At 67.9% G+C, this 16,208-nt stretch carries 19 protein-coding genes and 1 pseudogene; 10 read left to right on the top strand and 10 right to left on the bottom strand.

Going from position 1 to position 16,208, the window contains the following annotated elements; translation table 11 throughout:
- From AC1DOQ_RS06860 to AC1DOQ_RS06840, 5 genes and pseudogenes are all read right to left on the bottom strand, one after another.
- Window positions 1–391, bottom strand: a pseudogene (locus AC1DOQ_RS06860) (general secretion pathway protein GspB); the annotation flags it as partial.
- Between the two features lies 1 nt (window position 392).
- The gene (locus AC1DOQ_RS06855) at window positions 393–2,027 is read right to left on the bottom strand and encodes an ExeA family protein (protein ID WP_477361512.1); all 1,635 of its coding nucleotides are present in this window, start codon (window positions 2,025–2,027) and stop codon (window positions 393–395) included.
- A gap of 12 nt (window positions 2,028–2,039) precedes the next feature.
- Window positions 2,040–2,543: a hypothetical protein gene (locus tag AC1DOQ_RS06850; RefSeq protein ID WP_477361510.1), complete on the bottom strand. Its 504-nt coding sequence runs from the start codon at window positions 2,541–2,543 to the stop codon at window positions 2,040–2,042.
- Window positions 2,525–2,710 carry a hypothetical protein gene (locus AC1DOQ_RS06845; RefSeq protein ID WP_477361508.1) on the bottom strand — a complete coding sequence of 62 codons (186 nt, stop codon included), beginning with the start codon at window positions 2,708–2,710 and terminating at the stop codon, window positions 2,525–2,527. Before AC1DOQ_RS06845 ends, AC1DOQ_RS06850 begins: the two co-directional genes overlap by 19 nt.
- 74 nt (window positions 2,711–2,784) lie before the next feature.
- Window positions 2,785–3,609 carry a metal-dependent hydrolase gene (locus AC1DOQ_RS06840; protein ID WP_477361506.1) on the bottom strand — a complete coding sequence of 275 codons (825 nt, stop codon included), beginning with the start codon at window positions 3,607–3,609 and terminating at the stop codon, window positions 2,785–2,787.
- 144 nt (window positions 3,610–3,753) lie between these two features.
- Here AC1DOQ_RS06840 and AC1DOQ_RS06835 point away from each other — a divergent pair, with 144 nt between their 5' ends.
- From AC1DOQ_RS06835 to AC1DOQ_RS06820, 4 genes are all read left to right on the top strand, one after another.
- Window positions 3,754–5,121, top strand: a complete 1,368-nt coding sequence (locus AC1DOQ_RS06835) for a GIN domain-containing protein (protein WP_477361504.1) — start codon at window positions 3,754–3,756, stop codon at window positions 5,119–5,121.
- A gap of 21 nt (window positions 5,122–5,142) precedes the next feature.
- Complete coding sequence (locus tag AC1DOQ_RS06830; protein ID WP_477361502.1) at window positions 5,143–5,541, top strand: hypothetical protein; 399 nt, start codon at window positions 5,143–5,145, stop codon at window positions 5,539–5,541.
- 76 nt (window positions 5,542–5,617) lie between these two features.
- Entirely contained in the window at window positions 5,618–7,606 is a 1,989-nt protein-coding gene (locus AC1DOQ_RS06825; protein WP_477361500.1) for a CocE/NonD family hydrolase, read from the top strand.
- A 2-nt stretch (window positions 7,607–7,608) separates the two neighbouring features.
- Complete coding sequence (locus tag AC1DOQ_RS06820) at window positions 7,609–8,022, top strand: GFA family protein (RefSeq protein ID WP_477361498.1); 414 nt, start codon at window positions 7,609–7,611, stop codon at window positions 8,020–8,022.
- Here the strand turns inward: AC1DOQ_RS06820 and AC1DOQ_RS06815 are convergent.
- Window positions 7,956–9,998 carry an acyltransferase family protein gene (locus AC1DOQ_RS06815; RefSeq protein WP_477361496.1) on the bottom strand — a complete coding sequence of 681 codons (2,043 nt, stop codon included), beginning with the start codon at window positions 9,996–9,998 and terminating at the stop codon, window positions 7,956–7,958. The two genes, AC1DOQ_RS06820 and AC1DOQ_RS06815, sit on opposite strands and share 67 nt — an antisense overlap.
- Before the next feature lie 194 nt (window positions 9,999–10,192).
- Here AC1DOQ_RS06815 and AC1DOQ_RS06810 point away from each other — a divergent pair, with 194 nt between their 5' ends.
- Together AC1DOQ_RS06810 and AC1DOQ_RS06805 are read left to right on the top strand one after the other, a co-directional pair.
- Entirely contained in the window at window positions 10,193–10,321 is a 129-nt protein-coding gene (locus AC1DOQ_RS06810) for an antibiotic biosynthesis monooxygenase family protein (RefSeq protein ID WP_477361494.1), read from the top strand.
- A 111-nt stretch (window positions 10,322–10,432) separates the two neighbouring features.
- Window positions 10,433–10,750: a hypothetical protein gene (locus AC1DOQ_RS06805; protein ID WP_477361492.1), complete on the top strand. Its 318-nt coding sequence runs from the start codon at window positions 10,433–10,435 to the stop codon at window positions 10,748–10,750.
- Between the two features lie 4 nt (window positions 10,751–10,754).
- Here the strand turns inward: AC1DOQ_RS06805 and AC1DOQ_RS06800 are convergent, their stop codons facing one another.
- From AC1DOQ_RS06800 to AC1DOQ_RS06790, 3 genes are read right to left on the bottom strand one after another with little or no spacing between them, the layout of a single operon-like run.
- Window positions 10,755–11,519, bottom strand: a complete 765-nt coding sequence (locus AC1DOQ_RS06800) for a hypothetical protein (RefSeq protein WP_477361490.1) — start codon at window positions 11,517–11,519, stop codon at window positions 10,755–10,757.
- 32 nt (window positions 11,520–11,551) lie between these two features.
- Window positions 11,552–12,337: a DUF2491 family protein gene (locus tag AC1DOQ_RS06795; RefSeq protein ID WP_477361488.1), complete on the bottom strand. Its 786-nt coding sequence runs from the start codon at window positions 12,335–12,337 to the stop codon at window positions 11,552–11,554.
- A 4-nt stretch (window positions 12,338–12,341) separates the two neighbouring features.
- The gene (locus AC1DOQ_RS06790; RefSeq protein WP_477361486.1) at window positions 12,342–12,950 is read right to left on the bottom strand and encodes a hypothetical protein; all 609 of its coding nucleotides are present in this window, start codon (window positions 12,948–12,950) and stop codon (window positions 12,342–12,344) included.
- Here AC1DOQ_RS06790 and AC1DOQ_RS06785 point away from each other — a divergent pair.
- Together AC1DOQ_RS06785 and AC1DOQ_RS06780 are read left to right on the top strand one after the other, a co-directional pair.
- Window positions 12,949–13,254, top strand: a complete 306-nt coding sequence (locus tag AC1DOQ_RS06785) for a hypothetical protein (RefSeq protein ID WP_477361484.1) — start codon at window positions 12,949–12,951, stop codon at window positions 13,252–13,254. The two genes, AC1DOQ_RS06790 and AC1DOQ_RS06785, sit on opposite strands and share 2 nt — an antisense overlap.
- Before the next feature lie 57 nt (window positions 13,255–13,311).
- Entirely contained in the window at window positions 13,312–13,803 is a 492-nt protein-coding gene (locus tag AC1DOQ_RS06780; RefSeq protein ID WP_442124591.1) for a phage regulatory CII family protein, read from the top strand.
- Here the strand turns inward: AC1DOQ_RS06780 and AC1DOQ_RS06775 are convergent, their stop codons facing one another.
- Entirely contained in the window at window positions 13,804–13,941 is a 138-nt protein-coding gene (locus tag AC1DOQ_RS06775) for a hypothetical protein (RefSeq protein ID WP_477361482.1), read from the bottom strand. It abuts the gene before it with no gap.
- A 226-nt stretch (window positions 13,942–14,167) separates the two neighbouring features.
- On the opposite strand from AC1DOQ_RS06775, the gene htpX reads away from it, so the two are divergent.
- The gene (htpX, locus tag AC1DOQ_RS06770; RefSeq protein ID WP_477361480.1) at window positions 14,168–15,037 is read left to right on the top strand and encodes a protease HtpX; all 870 of its coding nucleotides are present in this window, start codon (window positions 14,168–14,170) and stop codon (window positions 15,035–15,037) included.
- Between the two features lie 30 nt (window positions 15,038–15,067).
- Complete coding sequence (locus AC1DOQ_RS06765) at window positions 15,068–16,147, top strand: AI-2E family transporter (RefSeq protein ID WP_477361478.1); 1,080 nt, start codon at window positions 15,068–15,070, stop codon at window positions 16,145–16,147.
- The last annotated feature ends 61 nt before the right edge of the window (window positions 16,148–16,208 follow it).

Genomic DNA, 16,208 nt, shown 5'->3' with positions numbered 1-16,208 from the left:
CTTCCGCCACGTGCACGGGGCGCGGCGCCGGCGCCGGCGGTGCGCTCACCACCAGCGTGTTCGAAGCGGCGCCCGCAGCCACCGATGGCGCAAGGCCCTGGCGGGAGGCCACCGGCGGCGGCAGCGTGGATGGCACCGGCGCCGGCACGGCAACGGAAGGCGCGGCAGGCGCAGCCGCCGGCGCCGCCGGGCCGGCCCCGCGCTGCCAGAGGACCAGCCCGCCCAGCGCCGCCACCAGCACGCCCGCGCCCAGGCCGATGAACAGCGGCCTGCGGCTGGCGGCCATGCCCGGCTGGGCGGCCTGTACCGGCTGCGGCGCGTGGATGGTGGGCGCGTTGCCGAGCTGGCGTTCGGCCTGGGCCTTCTTCAGGGCTTCGAGGATATAGGACATATTATTTTCCCGTTCCACTGCTCGCGAGCAGGCGCGGCTCGTCGACCCCGCTCAACTGGTTCAGGCGCATATAGGTGCGCGGCCCGGCCACGCCGTCCGCCTTCAAATTCTGCTTCGACTGGAAAGCGCGCAGCAGGCGGCGCGTCGGCTCGTCGAGCGGCTGCTCGGTAGGCGGCGCCGTCAGCTGGTTCAGTTCCGCCAGGCGGGCGGCGATCCAGTCGACGTCCGGGCCGCTGTCGCCCGGATGGACTTCGTCGCGGAAGGCGCGCGGCACTTTCCACAAGGTCGTGTATTCGCCGTCGAAACGGGTCGCGAGCGCGCCCAGGCTGACCTTCTGGCGCTGGCCGTTGACGCTCAGGGTGGCGCTGTCGGCATCCATCGAGCTCAACACCGCATAGCCCAGCTTCTGGCCGTCGTGCAGGGCGACGATGGCCGGACGGTCGAGCAGGCGCAGTTCGTACAGGCCGCCGCGCCCCTGGTAGCAGCGCAGGTTCAGCTTCGGCGCGCCCTGGCAAGGTGTGTCTGTCGGCAATTGCTGGCCCCACAAGGTGCCGAGTTCGCGCAGGGCTTCGGTCTGGGTCGCCAGCAACAGGGGTTTCGCGGGCGCCTGCGCGGCGGCGGGCAGCGCCGCCGCAGCCGCCGGAGCCTTCGGTCTGGCCGAAGGCTGAGCCTTTGGCGCGGCCGCCACCGCGGCGGGCGCGGGCGGCGCGGGAGTATGCGGCACAGCCTGCCAGGCGGCGGCACTGATCGCGGCGCCGGCCAGCACCCCGCCCGCCACCAGCGGCCAGCGCATGGGCGCGCGCGGCGCCCTTTCCTCATCGGCAAATACTTCCTGGGCGGCGCGGCGCAGGATCCTGGGCGTCACTTCGCGGCTGTTCTCGACATAGGCGCCGAGCAGCGCGCGGTCGCACAGCAGGTTGATCCGGCGCGGCACCCCGTGCGTGAGGCGGTGGATCAGCGGCGCCAGCGAAGCCGGGATCGGGTTGCCCGGATGCGCCCCCGCCACCGTCAGGCGGTGGGCGATGTAGGCGCCGGTCTCGGATGCGGACAGCGGGCCCAGGTGGTAGCGCGCGATCACGCGCTGGGCCAGCTGCTCCAGCTCGGGCTGGGCCAGCATGGTGCGCAGTTCGGGCTGGCCGATCAGGATGATCTGCAGCAGCTTGCGCTCGCTGGTCTCCAGGTTGGTCAGCAGGCGCAGCTGTTCCAGCACCTGGGGCGAGAGGTTCTGGGCCTCGTCGATCACCAGCACGTTGTTATTGCCCTGGGCATGGCTGTCCAGCAGGTAGCCGTTGATGGCGTCGACATAACCCTTCACACCCAGCGCCCCGCCCGATGCGGGCGCCAGCCCGATGCGGAACTCGTCGCAGATCGTCAGCAGCAGTTCCTCGACCGTCAGCTTCGGGTTGAAGATATAGGCGAGGCGGCAGTTGTCCGGGACCTGCTCGATGAAGCAGCGGCAGACCGTGGTCTTGCCGGCGCCAATTTCTCCGGTGAGCAGGACGAAGCCGCCGCCGCTGCCGATCCCGTACAGCAGGTGGGCCAGGGCCTCGCGATGGCGCTCGCTCATGAACAGGTAGCGCGGGTCCGGCGCGATCGAGAACGGCTGTTGCGTCAGATTGAAGTAATTGGTGTACATACCAGGAATACCCTAGCGCCGCGGCGGCAGCGATTTGAACTTCGCGCAGTATATTTTGCTTTTGGTATTGTAGTAAGCGATCGTGCTGCCGGGGGCGGATATGCGCAAGGGATAGGGCGAAGCATCCGCCGCCGGATAAGGCACGCCGGACGCGCGCCGGATCGACTGTTCCAGTTCGTCCGGCGGCACCTCGGCCACCGCGGCCAGGAAGGCCAGCTCGCTGGTGTCGTCGCCGACCATCACCTCGGTGACGGGGACGCCCCACAAGCTGGCCTCGCCGGTGCGGAACCAGTAGGCCCCGCCCTCGTGCTTGTAGGGCGCGCCGAAATGGGTGCTGAGCCAGGAATGGAAATACTTGTTGTCGACCTGGTCGTGGCACAGCAGCGCGCCGCCGACCACCGGACCGAAGGTGGACGGCTGCTTGTCGCCGGCCTGCGCGCAGGCCGGGCCGGCAACGGCGACCAGCAACAGCGGCAGCAGCGCCGCCCGCAACGGGGTCAGAGCTTCGACAGCCATGCGCGGTTGGCGGCGATCTTCGCCTTCACCGACGCCGGCAGGGCCTCGTAGCAGCCGGGATGCTGCTTGAGGGCGTGCTCGCGCACTTCCTTCTCCATGCCGTTGACGAGAAATACATAGACGGAGGCACCTTCCGCATTCTTGCGTGTGCCCAGATAGCGAATCACAGATAGTCTCCTTGCACTAGCCATCCATTATGACACCGGCACCCGGATCCGGCCACGGGAAGCGCGCAAGCGGCTCAGGCCCGGGTGCTGCCGATCGCGCGGACGCTGTCTTCGTTGCTCTCGAGCCACGTCCGCAGGAGGGCCCGGTTGTCGTGCTTCCAAGGGTGGAATCGCGGCGACAGGTAGCCCAGGCCCGGCTTCAGCAGGCTCCAGGCCATGCCCCGCCAGCCGAACCAGGCGCGCGCCGCGCTGGTCCAGGTGCCCGGGCGCCAGACGGCATGGTCGCGCCGCAGGTTGTGGACGGTCTGCCAGTGGGTGTCCAGCCAGAACGCCAGGCTCACATGCAGGTACCAGATCGCCCGCTTCCGGTAGCCGCCGCCGGCCGCCCGGTAGACGTCGAAGGCGACCGCCTTGTGCTCCAGCTCCTCGGCCGCGTGCCAGCTCCACAGCGTACGCAGGCGCGGATCGGCGCCCTCCAGCCACCCGGGGTGGCGCAGCACGTAATCCGCCAGCATCGCCGTGTAGTGCTCCAGCGCGCAGGTGATGGCCAGGCGGTCCTGCAGCGGCAGCCGGCGGATGCGCTCCACCTTCCACTTCATCCTCGGCTCGAGCGTGTAATCGAAGCCCTGGCGCGCCAGTTCCTCATTGAACTGCTGGTGCATGAAACGGTGGCTGGCCTCCTGGCCGACGAAGTCCTTCACCTCGGCGCGCAGGGCCGGATCGAGGATGGCCTCGGGCGGCGCCGCGCGCACGCTGTCGATGAACATCTGCTCGCCGAGCGGAAAACTCATCGACAGTGCATTCATGAAGGCGGTGCGATAGACGTCGCCGCCCATCCAGTGGCGCGGAAAGCCGCGGGACAGGTCGAGGTTCGGCTTGCGGACGGTGAGCGTGGACATGGGAACAATATACCCCGTCCAGCCCCCGGCTTTTGCAGTTGGTGCCGCGTTTTTGCGCGTCCGTCGTTTTTCGCATGCAGACAGGACAAGCTTGCCATATCGTTCAGGCTCCGGACACCGTCCCCCTTCCACAAGAACGAGATCATGAAGACCGCCCCCAACCGCATCGCCCTTGCCATCGCCCTCGTCGCCGCCTGCGGCGCCGTCGCCAGCCACGCCAGTTTCGCCCAGCCGCAACAACAGGCCCAGAGCGGCGGCATCGTCACCGAGCAGCGCCAGGTCGGCGCCTTCAGCGCGATCGAGCTGTCCGGTCCCTACCGCGTCGTGATCGATGCCCAGGCGCGCCAGGCGGTGCAGGTCTCGGGCGAGCGCAAGGACCTCGACGGCATGGAAGTCGCGGTGCGCGGCGACACCCTGGTGGTGCGTCCGCTCGAGCGCTCCGGTTTCAGCTTCAGCTTCGGCAGCCGCAAGCGCCGCGACCAGACCACCGTCACCATCGGCGCCGCCGGCCTGAAAAGCCTGCGCATGAACGGCAGCGGCGACGTCGAGCTGGCCCAGGCCGGCGGCGACCGCTTCACCGTGGTCAGCAACGGCCCCGGCGACCTGCGCGCGAGCGGCGCGGTGCGCCAGCTGGTGGTGGAAAGCAGCGGCAGCGGCGACCTCGACCTGCGCCGCGTGAAGGCCGCCGATGCCGACGTCAACATGCACGGCCCCGGCGACGTCCACCTGTCCGGCATCGCCAACCAGCTGGCGGCCCAGATGAGCGGCTCGGGCGACCTTAGCGCCGACGGCCTGCGGGTTGCGCGGGTGTCGGCCCGCATGCGCGGCCCCGGCGACCTCAAACTGTCCGGCAGCAGCCGCTCGCTGGAACTGGAAAGCAGCGGCTCGGGCGACTTCGAAGGCTGCGACCTGCTGGTCGAAGGCGCGCGCAGCGTGCAGCGCGGCCCCGGCAATGCCTGCATCGCCGGCAACATCCGCACGTTCGACGCCGAAATCCACGGCTCGGGCGACCTGACCGCGCGCGGCCTGCAGGCGGCCACCAGCCAGCTGCGCATGGGCGGCCCCGGCAATGCCCAGCTGGCCGGCGAGATCGGCGACCTGACGCTGGAGGCCAGCGGTTCCGGCGACCTGAACGGCGACGGCCTGAAGGTGCGCAAGGCCATCGTGCGCAGCCGCGGTCCGGGCGGCGTCAAGCTGCAGAACGTCTCCGACACCCTGGATGCCGAACTGCAGGGCTCCGGCGAGCTGACCGCCAGCATGTCCGGCAAGCGCCTGCTGCTGCGCATGGACGGCCCCGGCGATGCCCGCATCGACGGCAGCGTCGACCAGCTAAGCGCCCGCATCAACGGTTCCGGCAGCCTCCAGGGCCGCCGCCTGAACGTCGGCCAGAGCGACATCCAGGTGCGCGGCCCCGGCAGCGCGGCCGTCAACCTGGCCGGTACCGACAAGCGCAACGCCGAGCGCGGCCAGCTGCTGGTCGACCGCAGCGGCACCCACCGCACCGCCGACTGAAGGACGCATCGAAGGAACACCATGAAAGCCCTGCTCGACGCCATCGAAACCCGGCTGCTGCGCCGGCCGGGCTGGCTGCGGACCCCGTCCGCGCCGGCGATCCTGGTTTCCGACACCTGCTTCGCGGTGCGCGGCCTGGTCGTGCCCTGGGACGCGATCAGCCGCATCCGCGCCTGGCGCGGCGACCCTTCCGGGGGCACCCAGCCCTGGCGCGACGACCGCGGCGACATCTGCCTCGACATCGCCGCCGAGGTCGACGCCCGCATCATCACCGTGAGCGAGAGCCAGCGCGGCTTCGACAATCTGGTCGCCATGGCCGACCGCAAGATGACCTTCCCGCTCGGCTGGTGGGACCACCTCGACGGCCCGGCCACGCGGCGCCAGGGCACCCTCCTGTTCGAGCGCTTCACGCACGGCTGATCCCTGCCCCGCGTCCTTGTGCTAACGTAGCGGCGGCAGTACTTCACCCCACGACAAGACCAGAACAAGGACGCCCATGAAGTCACCAAGCAACCGCCTCGCGCTTGCCTGCGCGCTGGCCTTCGCCGGCCTCGCCCAGGCCCAGACGGCAGCGCCGACGCCGGCGCCGAGGCCGGCCCCGCAATACCCCGCCCTGCCCTCGGAAACCCCGGCCGAATTCGCGGCGCCGACCGCCGGCTTCAACTACGTCAAGCGCAGCGTGATGATCCCGATGCGCGACGGCACCCGCCTGAACACCATCATCATCGTGCCCAGGGGCGCGCAGAATGCGCCCATCCTGCTGACCCGCACACCCTACGACGCGTCGAGCCTGACCAGCCATGCCGAAAGCTCGGACATGGAATCGATCCTGAGCGGCTACGACAATGCCGCCGACGTGATCGTCCAGGGCGGCTACATCCGCGTGGTGCAGGACGTGCGCGGCAAGTACGGCTCGGAAGGCGACTACGTGATGAACCGCCCCCTGCGCGGCCCGCTGAACCCGACCCCGGTCGACCACTCGACGGACACCTACGACACCATCGACTGGCTGGTCAAGAACATCCCCGAGACCAATGGCCGGGTCGGCATCATCGGCATTTCCTACGACGGCTTCCTGCCCCTGATGGCGCTGGTGAATCCGCACCCGGCGCTGAAGGCCGCGGTGCCGATGAACCCGATGGTCGACGGCTGGATGGGCGACGACTGGTTCCACCACGGCGCGTTCCGCCAGATCAACCTGTCGTACATCCTCGAGCAGGTGGTCACGCGCGGCAATTCCGCAAAATGGTATGTCTCGAACTACGACGACTACGACATGTACATGCGCGCGGGTTCGGCCGGCGCCCTGGCGCGCGAACGCGGCCTGGAACAGAGCGGCTTCTGGCGCAAGCTCTCGCAGCACCCGAGCTACGACAGCTTCTGGCAGCAGCAGGCGATGGACAAGATCCTGGCCGCCCAGCCGGTCACGGTGCCGACCCTGCTGGTGCACAGCCTGTGGGACGCCGAAGACATCTACGGACCGATCGCCGTCTACAAGGCGATCAAGCCGAACGACACCCAGGGCCTGGTGCACCTGACGCTCGGCCCGTGGAACCACGGCGGCGCGATCGGCGACGGCAGCAGCCTGGGCGCGCTCAAGTTCGGCACCGACACCGCGCTGTACTGGCGCCAGGAAGTGCTCAAGCCCTTCCTCGACCGCTACCTGAAGGGCGACACCAACACGCCCCCGATCCCGGTCGTCACGGCCTTCGAAACCGGCACCAACAAGTGGCGCACCCTCGCCACCTGGCCGAGCGGCTGCCCCGACGCCGGCGCCTGCGCGATCAAGCCGGTGCCGCTGCGCCTGGCGGCGAACCAGAAGGCGGTGCTGGGCGGCGCGCCCGAGCCGAAAGCCTACGACGAATACGTGTCCGATCCGGCGAAACCGGTGCCCTTCCGCCAGCGCCCGATCCCGCCCTACGGCTACGACGAAGCCAAGGGCCAGACCTGGCCGCGCTGGATGGTCGACGACCAGCGCGAAGCCTCGGGCCGCACCGACGTCGCCACCTTCGTATCAAGCGTGCTGACGGTGCCGGTGAAGATCAGCGGCGAGCCGGTCGCCAACCTGGTCGCCTCGACCAGCGGCACCGATTCGGACTGGGTGGTGAAGCTGATCGACGTCTACCCGGACCAGGTGGGCAGCCAGCCGCAGATGGGCGGCTACCAGCTGATGATCTCGGGCGACATCTTCCGCGGCCGCTACCGCGAAGGCTACGACAAGCCGAAAGCCCTGGCCGCCAACAAGCCGCTGTCCTATCGCATCAAGCTGCCGACCGCGAACCACGTCTTCCTGCCCGGCCACCGCATCATGGTGCAGGTGCAATCGAGCTGGTTCCCGCTGTACGACCGCAACCCCCAGACCTTCGTCGACAACATCTTCTTCGCCAGGCCGGAGGATTATAAAAAGGCGACGCAGCGCATCTACCACAGCAGCTACATCGAGCTGCCGCTGGTGGAGAAGCCGATGCCGGCGGCGGCGCGCTGAGCATGGCCGGCCTCGCAAGCTACCAGGGCAGCTGCCATTGCGGCGCGATCGCCTTCGAAGCCGGGATCGACCTTTCCAAAGGCACGATCCGCTGCAACTGCACGCTGTGCAGCAAGCAGCGCAACTGGGCGGCGATCGTGCCCGCCCCTGCCTTCCGCCTGCTGCGCGGCGCGGCGGCGCTGACTGAGTACCGCTGCAACACGCGCACCGAGCAGCACTTCTTTTGCGCCACCTGCGGCGTGCGGCCCTTCGGCAAGGGCAGTTCGCCGCGCTGGGGTGCCTACGTGGCGGTCAGCGTGCACTGCCTGGACGGACTGACGGACGAGGAGCTGGCCGCGGTGCCGGTCAGCTACCTCGACGGCAGGAACGACAATTGGGATCCGGCGCCGGTGCCGCCGAGCGCCGGATCGAGGTAGCGCACCTTGCTGCGCACGTAGAAGGGCCGCATGTGGACCGGGTCGGTGTAGATCGGTTCGCCAGCGGCATTCACGGTCGGGCAGATGCCGTTCCTGCAGATGGTGTCGACCGGGTCGATGGGAATCGCGCCGGTGTCCTGGGCGATCTGCAGCAGGCGATTGCGCGGCTCCGCGTTGTCGCTGTAGAAGCGGTCGACGCGGAACGGCGCCAGGTCCTTGCGCGGCTGCATTTCGCCGAAGCGCGAGCCGGTGATCATCGAGCGCGGATCGAACATGTCGCCCGCCGGCGGCTGCAGGACCAGGTAGACGCGCTTGCCGGCTTCGCGCAGCCGGGCCACCGACCGCTGCAAGGTGGCGTAGGCCGCCTGGTGCGCGGGCTTGGCCGGGAAGGCCTGCAGGACGCCCTCGACCGGCACCTGGACATCATTTTGCCAGTTGGCAAAATAAGCGTACCACGAGGCCGCGATGACCACGGTGTCGACCTCCGGCGATGCCGCAAGCCGGTAGGCATTCTCGACCGACTGGGTGCAGGTCGGATAGCGCAGGCGCGGCAGGCGCACCGCGCCCTCGATCGGTGGACAACCGCCCTGGGTCGCGAAGATCACGTTGTGGCGGTCGAAGCGGGATTCGCGCAAGCCCTGCGACACCAGCGGCGCATACTGCTCCATGACCGAATCGCCGATCAGGACCGTGGTCCCCTTGCCCTGCCCCACCAGCTGCTGGAACAGCGAACCGTTGTAGTGCAGCGGCTTCATGGCCGGATCCGGGAAGCCGAGATCGTTCAGCGCGCCCATGTAGCGGGCGACCGCGGTGGACGGCATGCGCTCGTGCAGCAGCCCCGCCTTCACCATCCCGCCGAGCACGCCGAAACAGGCCATCGCCGCCACCAGTCCCTGGATCGCGCGGCGGCGGTTCGGCGCCTGCTGCACCGGCCGCTCGATCAGGCGGTAGGTAAGGAAGGCCAGCGCCAGCGCCGCCAGCACCAGCGCCGCCTTCAGGAGCGCCGAGGGCTTCTCGCCTTCGATGATGTAGCCGAAGGACAGCAGCGGCCAGTGCCACAGGTAGAAGGGATAGCTGACCAGGCCGACCGTCACCATCAGCCTGTTGCCGAGCAGGCGGCGGTTGATGAAGGAGACGTTGCCGGCGGCGATCAGGGCGCAGGTGCCCAGCACCGGCAGCAGCGCCCAGGCGCCGGGAAAATCGGCCTGCCCCTTGATCAGGACCGCGCCCAGCACCAGCAGCACCAGGCCCAGTGCGGACACCAGTCCGGGGCGCGGCAGCAGCGGGCTTTTCTTGGTCATCGCATAGGCCACCAGGCCGCCGGAGGCCAGCTCCCAGAAGCGCGACACCGGCGAAAAATAGGCCGCGGCCGGATCGTTGAAGGTGGCATAGAGCCCGTACAGGAAGGAGCCGGTGAGCGTGAGGGCGAGGAAGGCCAGGATGCCGAAGCGGACGCGGAAGCACAGCGCCAGCGCGACCGGCCAGATCAGGTAGAACTGCTCCTCCACGCCCAGCGACCACAGATGCAGCAGCGGCTTGGTGACGGAGTCGTTGTCCCAGTAGCCCGACTCGCTCCACAGCACCAGGTTGGACACGAAGCCGGCCGCCGCCGCCACGTGCTTGCCGAGCTGGGCGAATTCCTGCCGCAGCAGCACGTACCAGCCGAAGGCCAGCACCGCGAGCACGACGGTGACGAGGGCGGGAAAGATGCGCCGGATCCGGCGCACATAGAAGCCGCGGATCGTGAACTCGCGCTGCCTCAAGTCCTTCAGGATGATCGAGGTGATCAGGAAGCCGGAGATGACGAAGAAGATGTCGACGCCGATGAAGCCGGAACGCAGCCACTTGGGCCAGGCATGGAACAGCACTACCAGCCCGACGGCGACGGCGCGCAATCCGTCGATGTCCGGACGGTAGGCGATCGAGTGTGCTGCGCTTCCCTGAAAAACTCCCTTGTTGCCCCAGCGAACATCCATGTACCAACCTCCACGTGACGCGTGAGCGCAGTCTTGCTCAACGATTATGGCGTGTCAAACAAGCCGTCAATCGTGCGCCGCAAGGTGCCTGCCCTTGACTATCGTAGCGACAGACCATCGACACTTCTTCCACCCTGCGCCACGTCGTCCTGTTCGCGTTCAGGGACAACGCCACCGTCGAACAGATCGATGCCGTGGTGGCCGACTTCGGCACGCTGAAGGAGCGCAACGGCTACCTGCCGCATGCGCCCCACCAGGCTTTCGTCGACACCCTCGGCGCTTGCCTGGAGAAATCGCTGGTGGTCGACTACTGGGCGCAATAGGTCTTACGGCCCGCCGTTGCGAAAAAATCAGGAAGAATTTCCATGCGGAAATGATAGAATCGGTGACATGCATGCGGCATACGCCCGCTGCGGATTTACCTGGAATTCAGCATGTCCGTTACCAAGCTCGCTTCCGAGAAAAAGTCGGGATTCAACTATATCTACTGCCTCGACCTCATCGCTTTCGTCTGCATTTTCGTCATCGCCGGCCGGCCCGACGGATTGGCGATCACCGCCAGCGCAATGATCCTGGGCGTCGGCGCCCTGCTCTACCGATGCGCACTGGGCGTCAAGGCGAAGCTCGGCGCGCCGGCCAGGCAGCGCAAGGCCGAACACGCGTTCGGCCAGCGCAGCCAGGCCGCGGCGACCGCCACGACTCCCCTTCCCGCCAGGCCCGCAAGCAAGTCCTGGCTGCGCGATTCAGACTAGCGTATCAGGCCGCGGTCTTGCCCGACAGGCGCTTGAGGCGTTCCAGCGCGCTCTCGCCGGCCGTCTCCGGCTGGCTCACCGACTTGCGGATCGCATCGAGTTCGGCCTGCTGGTCGAGCGGCTTCTGGCCGATGTCGGCGACGATGCGCAAGCCCGCCGCTTCGTTGCTGACGGCCTGGGCGCGCTTGGTGAGCGCGTTCAGCGCCGTCGAGTTGCCGCGCATGCCGGACAGGCCGGCCAGCTGGGCCTGGCGCTCCATGCGCAGTTCCTGCAGTTCCTTCTGGGCCTTGGCGGCGCCCAGCTGCTGGATCGCCTTGCGCGCCTGGGCGTCGAAGTCCGCCAGCTGCCTGGACAGCGCGTCGACGATCTTCTGCAGCTCGTCCATATAAGCCCTGGCGTCCGCCTCTTCCTGGACTTCCTGCGGCAGGCGCGCCTTGTTGGCTTCCAGCTCGTCGCAGAACAGGGTCACCGTGGCTTCCGAGATGGTGCCGGCGGCCAGGCGCTCGGCCAGCTTCTCGGCGGCGCGCTCGTCGCTGGCGATCAGGGTCTGCAGCTTGACCACGTCCTGGTGCTCCTTGTCGAAGGAAGCGCGCGCCGTCGCCAGCAGTTGCGCGGTGTCGCGCAGGGTGTCGACCAGGCGGTCGCGGTCGGCCTCGGTCGCGGTCTCCGGATCGAAGTTGGCGATGGCTTCCGAAATCCGGTCGCCGAGGGCGCCGAAGTGTTTCGTCACCAGCCGTGCAGTCAGGCCCCATCCGCTTGCGTTGCTCATTGTCTTTCCTTTCGTTGGTGAAGATGAAGATGTCACTGAATGACGATGCGTTCCTGCTCCATCGGGATGCCGATCACGAAGTCGACGTGGATGCCGCGCTTCGAGGTGTCGCCATCGACGCTTTCGATGATCTCGGTGGTGATCAACAGATATTCGCGGCCGCCGCCCGCCAGCTCGCGCACGTAGGGCATGAAGTAGAGCTCCTGGCGCAGGCCGTGCACGCCTTGGGCGTCGTCGATGCGGATCTCGCGGCCGTGGAAGGGCTGGACGAAGCCCGCGCTGCTGCCTCCGGCATCGCGCACGTAGTCGAGGCGTTCGCCGTCGCCGAACACCGCCGCCAGCTCGGGCTCGCCCAGCATGTCGGCCAGCTGCTCGCGCCATAGCGTGTAGCCGGGGTCGCCGAGGCCATGGCCGGCCTGGCCGGTGTAGGCGTCCTGGTCGTCGGCGGTTTCCGGGACCACCCGCGCCAGCTGGGTGCAGTAGAGGATCTCGGCGACCTTGCCGTCGTCGCCGCAGAACACCTGCAGGAATTTCTCTTTCGCGTCCTCGTCGCCCTTGTCCAGGTAGAGGCGATACAGCTCGGTATCCGGCTGCAGGCGCATCTGCGAGACCGCCAGGATGCGGGTGTCGCCCGGTGCCGGCATGGCGATCAGCGAACCGTTGGCCTGGGCGCGGATGACCGGCGAGTGCTGCAGCTGCACCACGCTGCCGATGCGCGCGTCCAGCGGCACGCCCTCGTCCATCCGCGCCTCGCCCTGCGCGACGCCTTTCTTTGCCGCGATGCCGCGCACGTAGCTGAATACATCCTTCCAGGCCATCTGCTCAATTCCTTTCGAACGAATAATTCGGTTTGCCGGCGGCGCGCCGGGCTTTCGCGCGCTTCCATGCAAAGTAGATGCACCAGCCGATCAGCGACAGCACGCACAGCCAGGCGAAGGTGCCGAACAGCGAGCCGCCGCTGTCCTTCGCCGCCGGCGCCGGCGCCGGCACCGTGCTTCCTGCCGCCGCGCCGTTGCCGCTGCCGCCGCTGCCGACACTGTTGGCGCCGGCCTGGCTGGCCAGGTCGCCGGCGGAACCGTCCGGCGCCGGGTAATTGCCGCCGCCGTTGCCGCCGTTGCCGTTGGCGTTGCCGGCATGGTTGCCGTTGGCATGCGCGTTCGCCGCCTGCCGCGCCAGGATGGCGCCGGCCACGATCTGTCTGAGCCCGCTGCCGCCGTTGTTGTTGTTGACGATGATCGGCGGCTGCGCGGGCGGCGCGTTGCCGTAACCGTTGCCGTAACCGTAGCCGTAGCCATTGCCCTGCTGCGGCGCGCGGGTGTCGCGCGGCTCGTGGCCCGGCGCCGGCCGCGCCGTATCGCGCGACTCCCGTGCCGCCTGCGCGGCGCGGCGTTCGTCCAGCGTGCGCAGCGCATTCGCGTCCGACCTCTCCATGTCCAGCTTGCGCGACAGCGCCGAATCCGGCTTTCGCGCATCCGGAGACCGCGAGGAACTGAAGGAGCCGAAACCGCCCGACGAGGACTTCGACGGCCTCGGCGACGAGAAGGATTTCGATGACGAAGACGACGTGGACGACGACGAACGCTGCGACGAGAACCCGCTCTTGAAGGACGAGGAGCTGGACGGACTGGCCTCCACCGGGACTGAAGCCAGCGGCAGGATCAGCGCGAACGCCAACGCGACATGTGCATACTTCGAAAAGGGCTTCAGCATGGTCAGGAGTGCCGACGAAAGTTAGAATCAGGATAACGACGGGCATGTTGACATGCACCGGTAAAAATATCAAAGGATTACCATGACCCGACGCTACATGGACATGAACCAGCACGATGCCCTCTACACGGTGGCCCGCAAATATCCGGGCGGGCTGGAAGCGCTGGCGCGCGAACTGGGCATCTCGGTGAACGTCCTGCGCAACAAGCTGGCGCCGACGATCGCCTCCCACTATCCCTCGTTCGAGGAAGTGTCCCTGATCGTCGAACGCTGCCACCAGGCCGGCGTGCCGGACGCCCACCTGCCGCTGCACGCCCTGCTGGTGCGCCACGGGATGGCGGCCTTCGTGGTGCCGCAGCCGGAAAGCGCGCGCCAGGACGACCTGTCGCAGACGGTGTGCCGGGTGATGAGCGAAGTGGGAGCGGTGGCCGAAGCCGTGTCGAGCGCATTGATCGATGGTAGGGTCACTCCGGCGGAGGCCGACCTGATCGAGCGCAAATTCCAGTCGGCCCTGTCGGCGCTGGGCGCCTGGCGCGCCCGCCTGCGTAACGAGGCGGACGCCGGGATTCACTGATCAGGCAGCGGCTTCTTCGCGCGCGTAACTGCGCAGCGAGCGCAGGAACAAGCCCGGCCCGCCGAAGGCCAGCACCAGGATGTAGATGAGTTCGAAAGCCGACATGGTGCGCAGGCTCATGCTGAGCGAAGCGATCACGCCGAACACCAGGCCGGCCAGCGAGCCGACCGCCTAGAAGCCGCCGCACATCATGATCAGGCCGAGGAAAAACCGGCCGGTGCCGCCACTGGTTCCGCCTGCGCCGCGCATTGCCGCCTGGCTTCGGTTTTTTCGAAGTCAATATCCGAAAAACTGCGCTTTTTACGATCAATACATTGTTTTATCCTTACACCTTGGAAATATAACCTCCATGGGGTAAGCAATCATGAAACGCATCTTCCTTTTCCTTGCGACGAACCTGGCCATCATGCTCGTGCTGGGCATCTCGGCCAGCCTGCTCGGCGTCAACCGCTACATGAGCGCCAACGGCCTCAACCTGGGCACCCTACTCGGCTTCGCCGCGCTGATGGGCTTCGGCGGCGCCTTCATCTCGCTGTGGCTGTCCAAGCCGATCGCCAAGTGGAGCACGGGCGCACGCGTGATCCAGCAACCGTCGAATGCCACCGAAGTGTGGCTGATGAACACGGTCGCTTCCCAGGCCCAGCGCGCCGGCATCGCGATGCCGGAAGTGGCCGTCTATGAAGGCGCGCCGAATGCCTTCGCCACCGGCGCGACCAGGAATTCGTCGCTGGTGGCGGTCTCGACCGGCCTGCTGCAGTCGATGACCCACGAAGAGATCGAAGGCGTGCTGGCGCACGAGGTGGCCCACATCGCCAACGGCGACATGGTCACCCTGACCCTGATCCAGGGCGTGGTGAATACCTTCGTGGTGTTCCTGGCGCGCGTGGTCGCCTACTTCGTCGACAGCTTCATCCGCCGCGACGAGGAGTCCAGCGGTCCCGGCATTGCCTTCTACGTCACCTCGTTCGTCTGCGACCTGCTGTTCGGCCTGCTTGCCAGCATCATCGTGGCCTGGTTCTCGCGCCAGCGCGAATTCCGCGCCGACCGCGGCTCGGCCCGGATCATCGGTACCCCGCGTCCGATGATCGCGGCCCTGCGCCGCCTGGGCGGCATCGAACAGGGCGACCTGCCGAAGAACATGGCTGCATCGGGCATTGCCGGCGGTGGTATGCTGTCCTTGTTCAGCACCCATCCGTCCTGCGAAGAGCGCATCGCTGCCCTGCAGCGCGCATAAGACGGGCATTCGAAAGAGACCAGGCACCACATGCGGCATTCACCCCTGGCGCAATCCGCGCTCCCCCTGTTGTTCGCGATCGGGCTCGCGTTCGTGCTGCGGCACTTCGTGGGTTCGCTCGCCTGGGCGGGCTTGCTGGCGGTGATCACCTGGCCTCTGCACGAACGCCTGCTGCGGCGCGGCTGGCCGCGTCCGCTCAGCGCCACCTTCCTCGTGGCGCTGCTGGTGGCCGCGTTCGCCGGCCCGTCCTTTGTCCTCTTCAATACCCTGAGCAGCGAACTGGCCGGGGTGCAGCGCCTGCTGGCCCACCTCAACGAAGCCGGCGTGCCGGTGCCGGCCTGGCTGGCCCAGCTGCCGATGGTGGCCGAGCCGGCGGTCAAGTGGTGGAACGAGCACCTGGCCCTGCCTGGCGGCATCGGCACCCTGATCCGCAGCACGGTCGGCGACATCATGCCGCACCTGACCGGCGCAGCGCGCACCTGGGGCTCGATCATCCTGGCCAACGCCCTCTACCTGTTCCTGGCCCTGCTCACCCTGTTCATGCTGTACGTGCACGGCCCGGCCGTGGTGCGCTACACCGACCGCGCCGGCGAGCGCCTGCTGCCGGCCCACTACGCCAACCTGCGCTGGCTGTTCCCGCTGTCGGTGCGCGGCACCGCGCTGGGCCTGTGCTCGGTCGCCATCCTCGAAGGGGTGGTGCTCGGCATCGCCTACTTCCTGGCCGGGGCGCCCGCGCCCGCCCTGCTGGGCGTGATCACCGGCTACCTGGCCCTGGTGCCGGGCGGCGCGCCGCTGTCCTTCACCATGGTCTCCCTGCTGCTGCTGGGCCAGGGTCACTCGGGGGCGGCGCTGGGCCTGTTCAGCTGGGGCGCCGTCGAGCTCTTCATGGTCGACAAGTTCATCCGTCCCAAGCTGATCGGCCACCGCGTCAACCTTCCCTTCCTGGCTGTGCTGTTCGGCCTGCTCGGCGGCGTCTCGACCCTGGGCGTGATCGGCCTGTTCGTCGGTCCCTTCATGATGGCGATCCTGTTCGGCTGGCTGCGCGCGGGACACCAGGACAATACCACCGACCATACCAGTCGCCACCTCAAGGATCAGCAGCTTGGCTGAAACTGGTATCATGTTTTTGCATACCACTTAAATACCTGTTGACAGGCCCATCGGCTGCTCC

It is taken from the genome of Massilia sp. 01N417, assembly GCF_056399645.1.
Note: the sequence above shows the minus strand (reverse complement) of the source record. Positions and strands in the feature narration are given on the sequence as shown.

What these genes read in the sequence shown, in the direction of transcription:
- AC1DOQ_RS06855 (WP_477361512.1), bottom strand. Translation starts at nt 2,027, where the DNA reads ATGTACACCAATTACTTCAATCTGACGCAACAGCCGTTCTCGATCGCG.
- AC1DOQ_RS06850 (WP_477361510.1), bottom strand. Translation starts at nt 2,543, where the DNA reads ATGGCTGTCGAAGCTCTGACCCCGTTGCGGGCGGCGCTGCTGCCGCTG.
- AC1DOQ_RS06840 (WP_477361506.1), bottom strand. Translation starts at nt 3,609, where the DNA reads ATGTCCACGCTCACCGTCCGCAAGCCGAACCTCGACCTGTCCCGCGGC.
- AC1DOQ_RS06835 (WP_477361504.1), top strand. Translation starts at nt 3,754, where the DNA reads ATGAAGACCGCCCCCAACCGCATCGCCCTTGCCATCGCCCTCGTCGCC.
- AC1DOQ_RS06830 (WP_477361502.1), top strand. Translation starts at nt 5,143, where the DNA reads ATGAAAGCCCTGCTCGACGCCATCGAAACCCGGCTGCTGCGCCGGCCG.
- AC1DOQ_RS06825 (WP_477361500.1), top strand. Translation starts at nt 5,618, where the DNA reads ATGAAGTCACCAAGCAACCGCCTCGCGCTTGCCTGCGCGCTGGCCTTC.
- AC1DOQ_RS06820 (WP_477361498.1), top strand. Translation starts at nt 7,609, where the DNA reads ATGGCCGGCCTCGCAAGCTACCAGGGCAGCTGCCATTGCGGCGCGATC.
- AC1DOQ_RS06815 (WP_477361496.1), bottom strand. Translation starts at nt 9,998, where the DNA reads ATGGATGTTCGCTGGGGCAACAAGGGAGTTTTTCAGGGAAGCGCAGCA.
- AC1DOQ_RS06805 (WP_477361492.1), top strand. Translation starts at nt 10,433, where the DNA reads ATGTCCGTTACCAAGCTCGCTTCCGAGAAAAAGTCGGGATTCAACTAT.
- AC1DOQ_RS06800 (WP_477361490.1), bottom strand. Translation starts at nt 11,519, where the DNA reads ATGAGCAACGCAAGCGGATGGGGCCTGACTGCACGGCTGGTGACGAAA.
- AC1DOQ_RS06795 (WP_477361488.1), bottom strand. Translation starts at nt 12,337, where the DNA reads ATGGCCTGGAAGGATGTATTCAGCTACGTGCGCGGCATCGCGGCAAAG.
- AC1DOQ_RS06785 (WP_477361484.1), top strand. Translation starts at nt 12,949, where the DNA reads ATGTCCAGCTTGCGCGACAGCGCCGAATCCGGCTTTCGCGCATCCGGA.
- AC1DOQ_RS06790 (WP_477361486.1), bottom strand. Translation starts at nt 12,950, where the DNA reads ATGGAGAGGTCGGACGCGAATGCGCTGCGCACGCTGGACGAACGCCGC.
- AC1DOQ_RS06780 (WP_442124591.1), top strand. Translation starts at nt 13,312, where the DNA reads ATGACCCGACGCTACATGGACATGAACCAGCACGATGCCCTCTACACG.
- htpX (WP_477361480.1), top strand. Translation starts at nt 14,168, where the DNA reads ATGAAACGCATCTTCCTTTTCCTTGCGACGAACCTGGCCATCATGCTC.
- AC1DOQ_RS06765 (WP_477361478.1), top strand. Translation starts at nt 15,068, where the DNA reads ATGCGGCATTCACCCCTGGCGCAATCCGCGCTCCCCCTGTTGTTCGCG.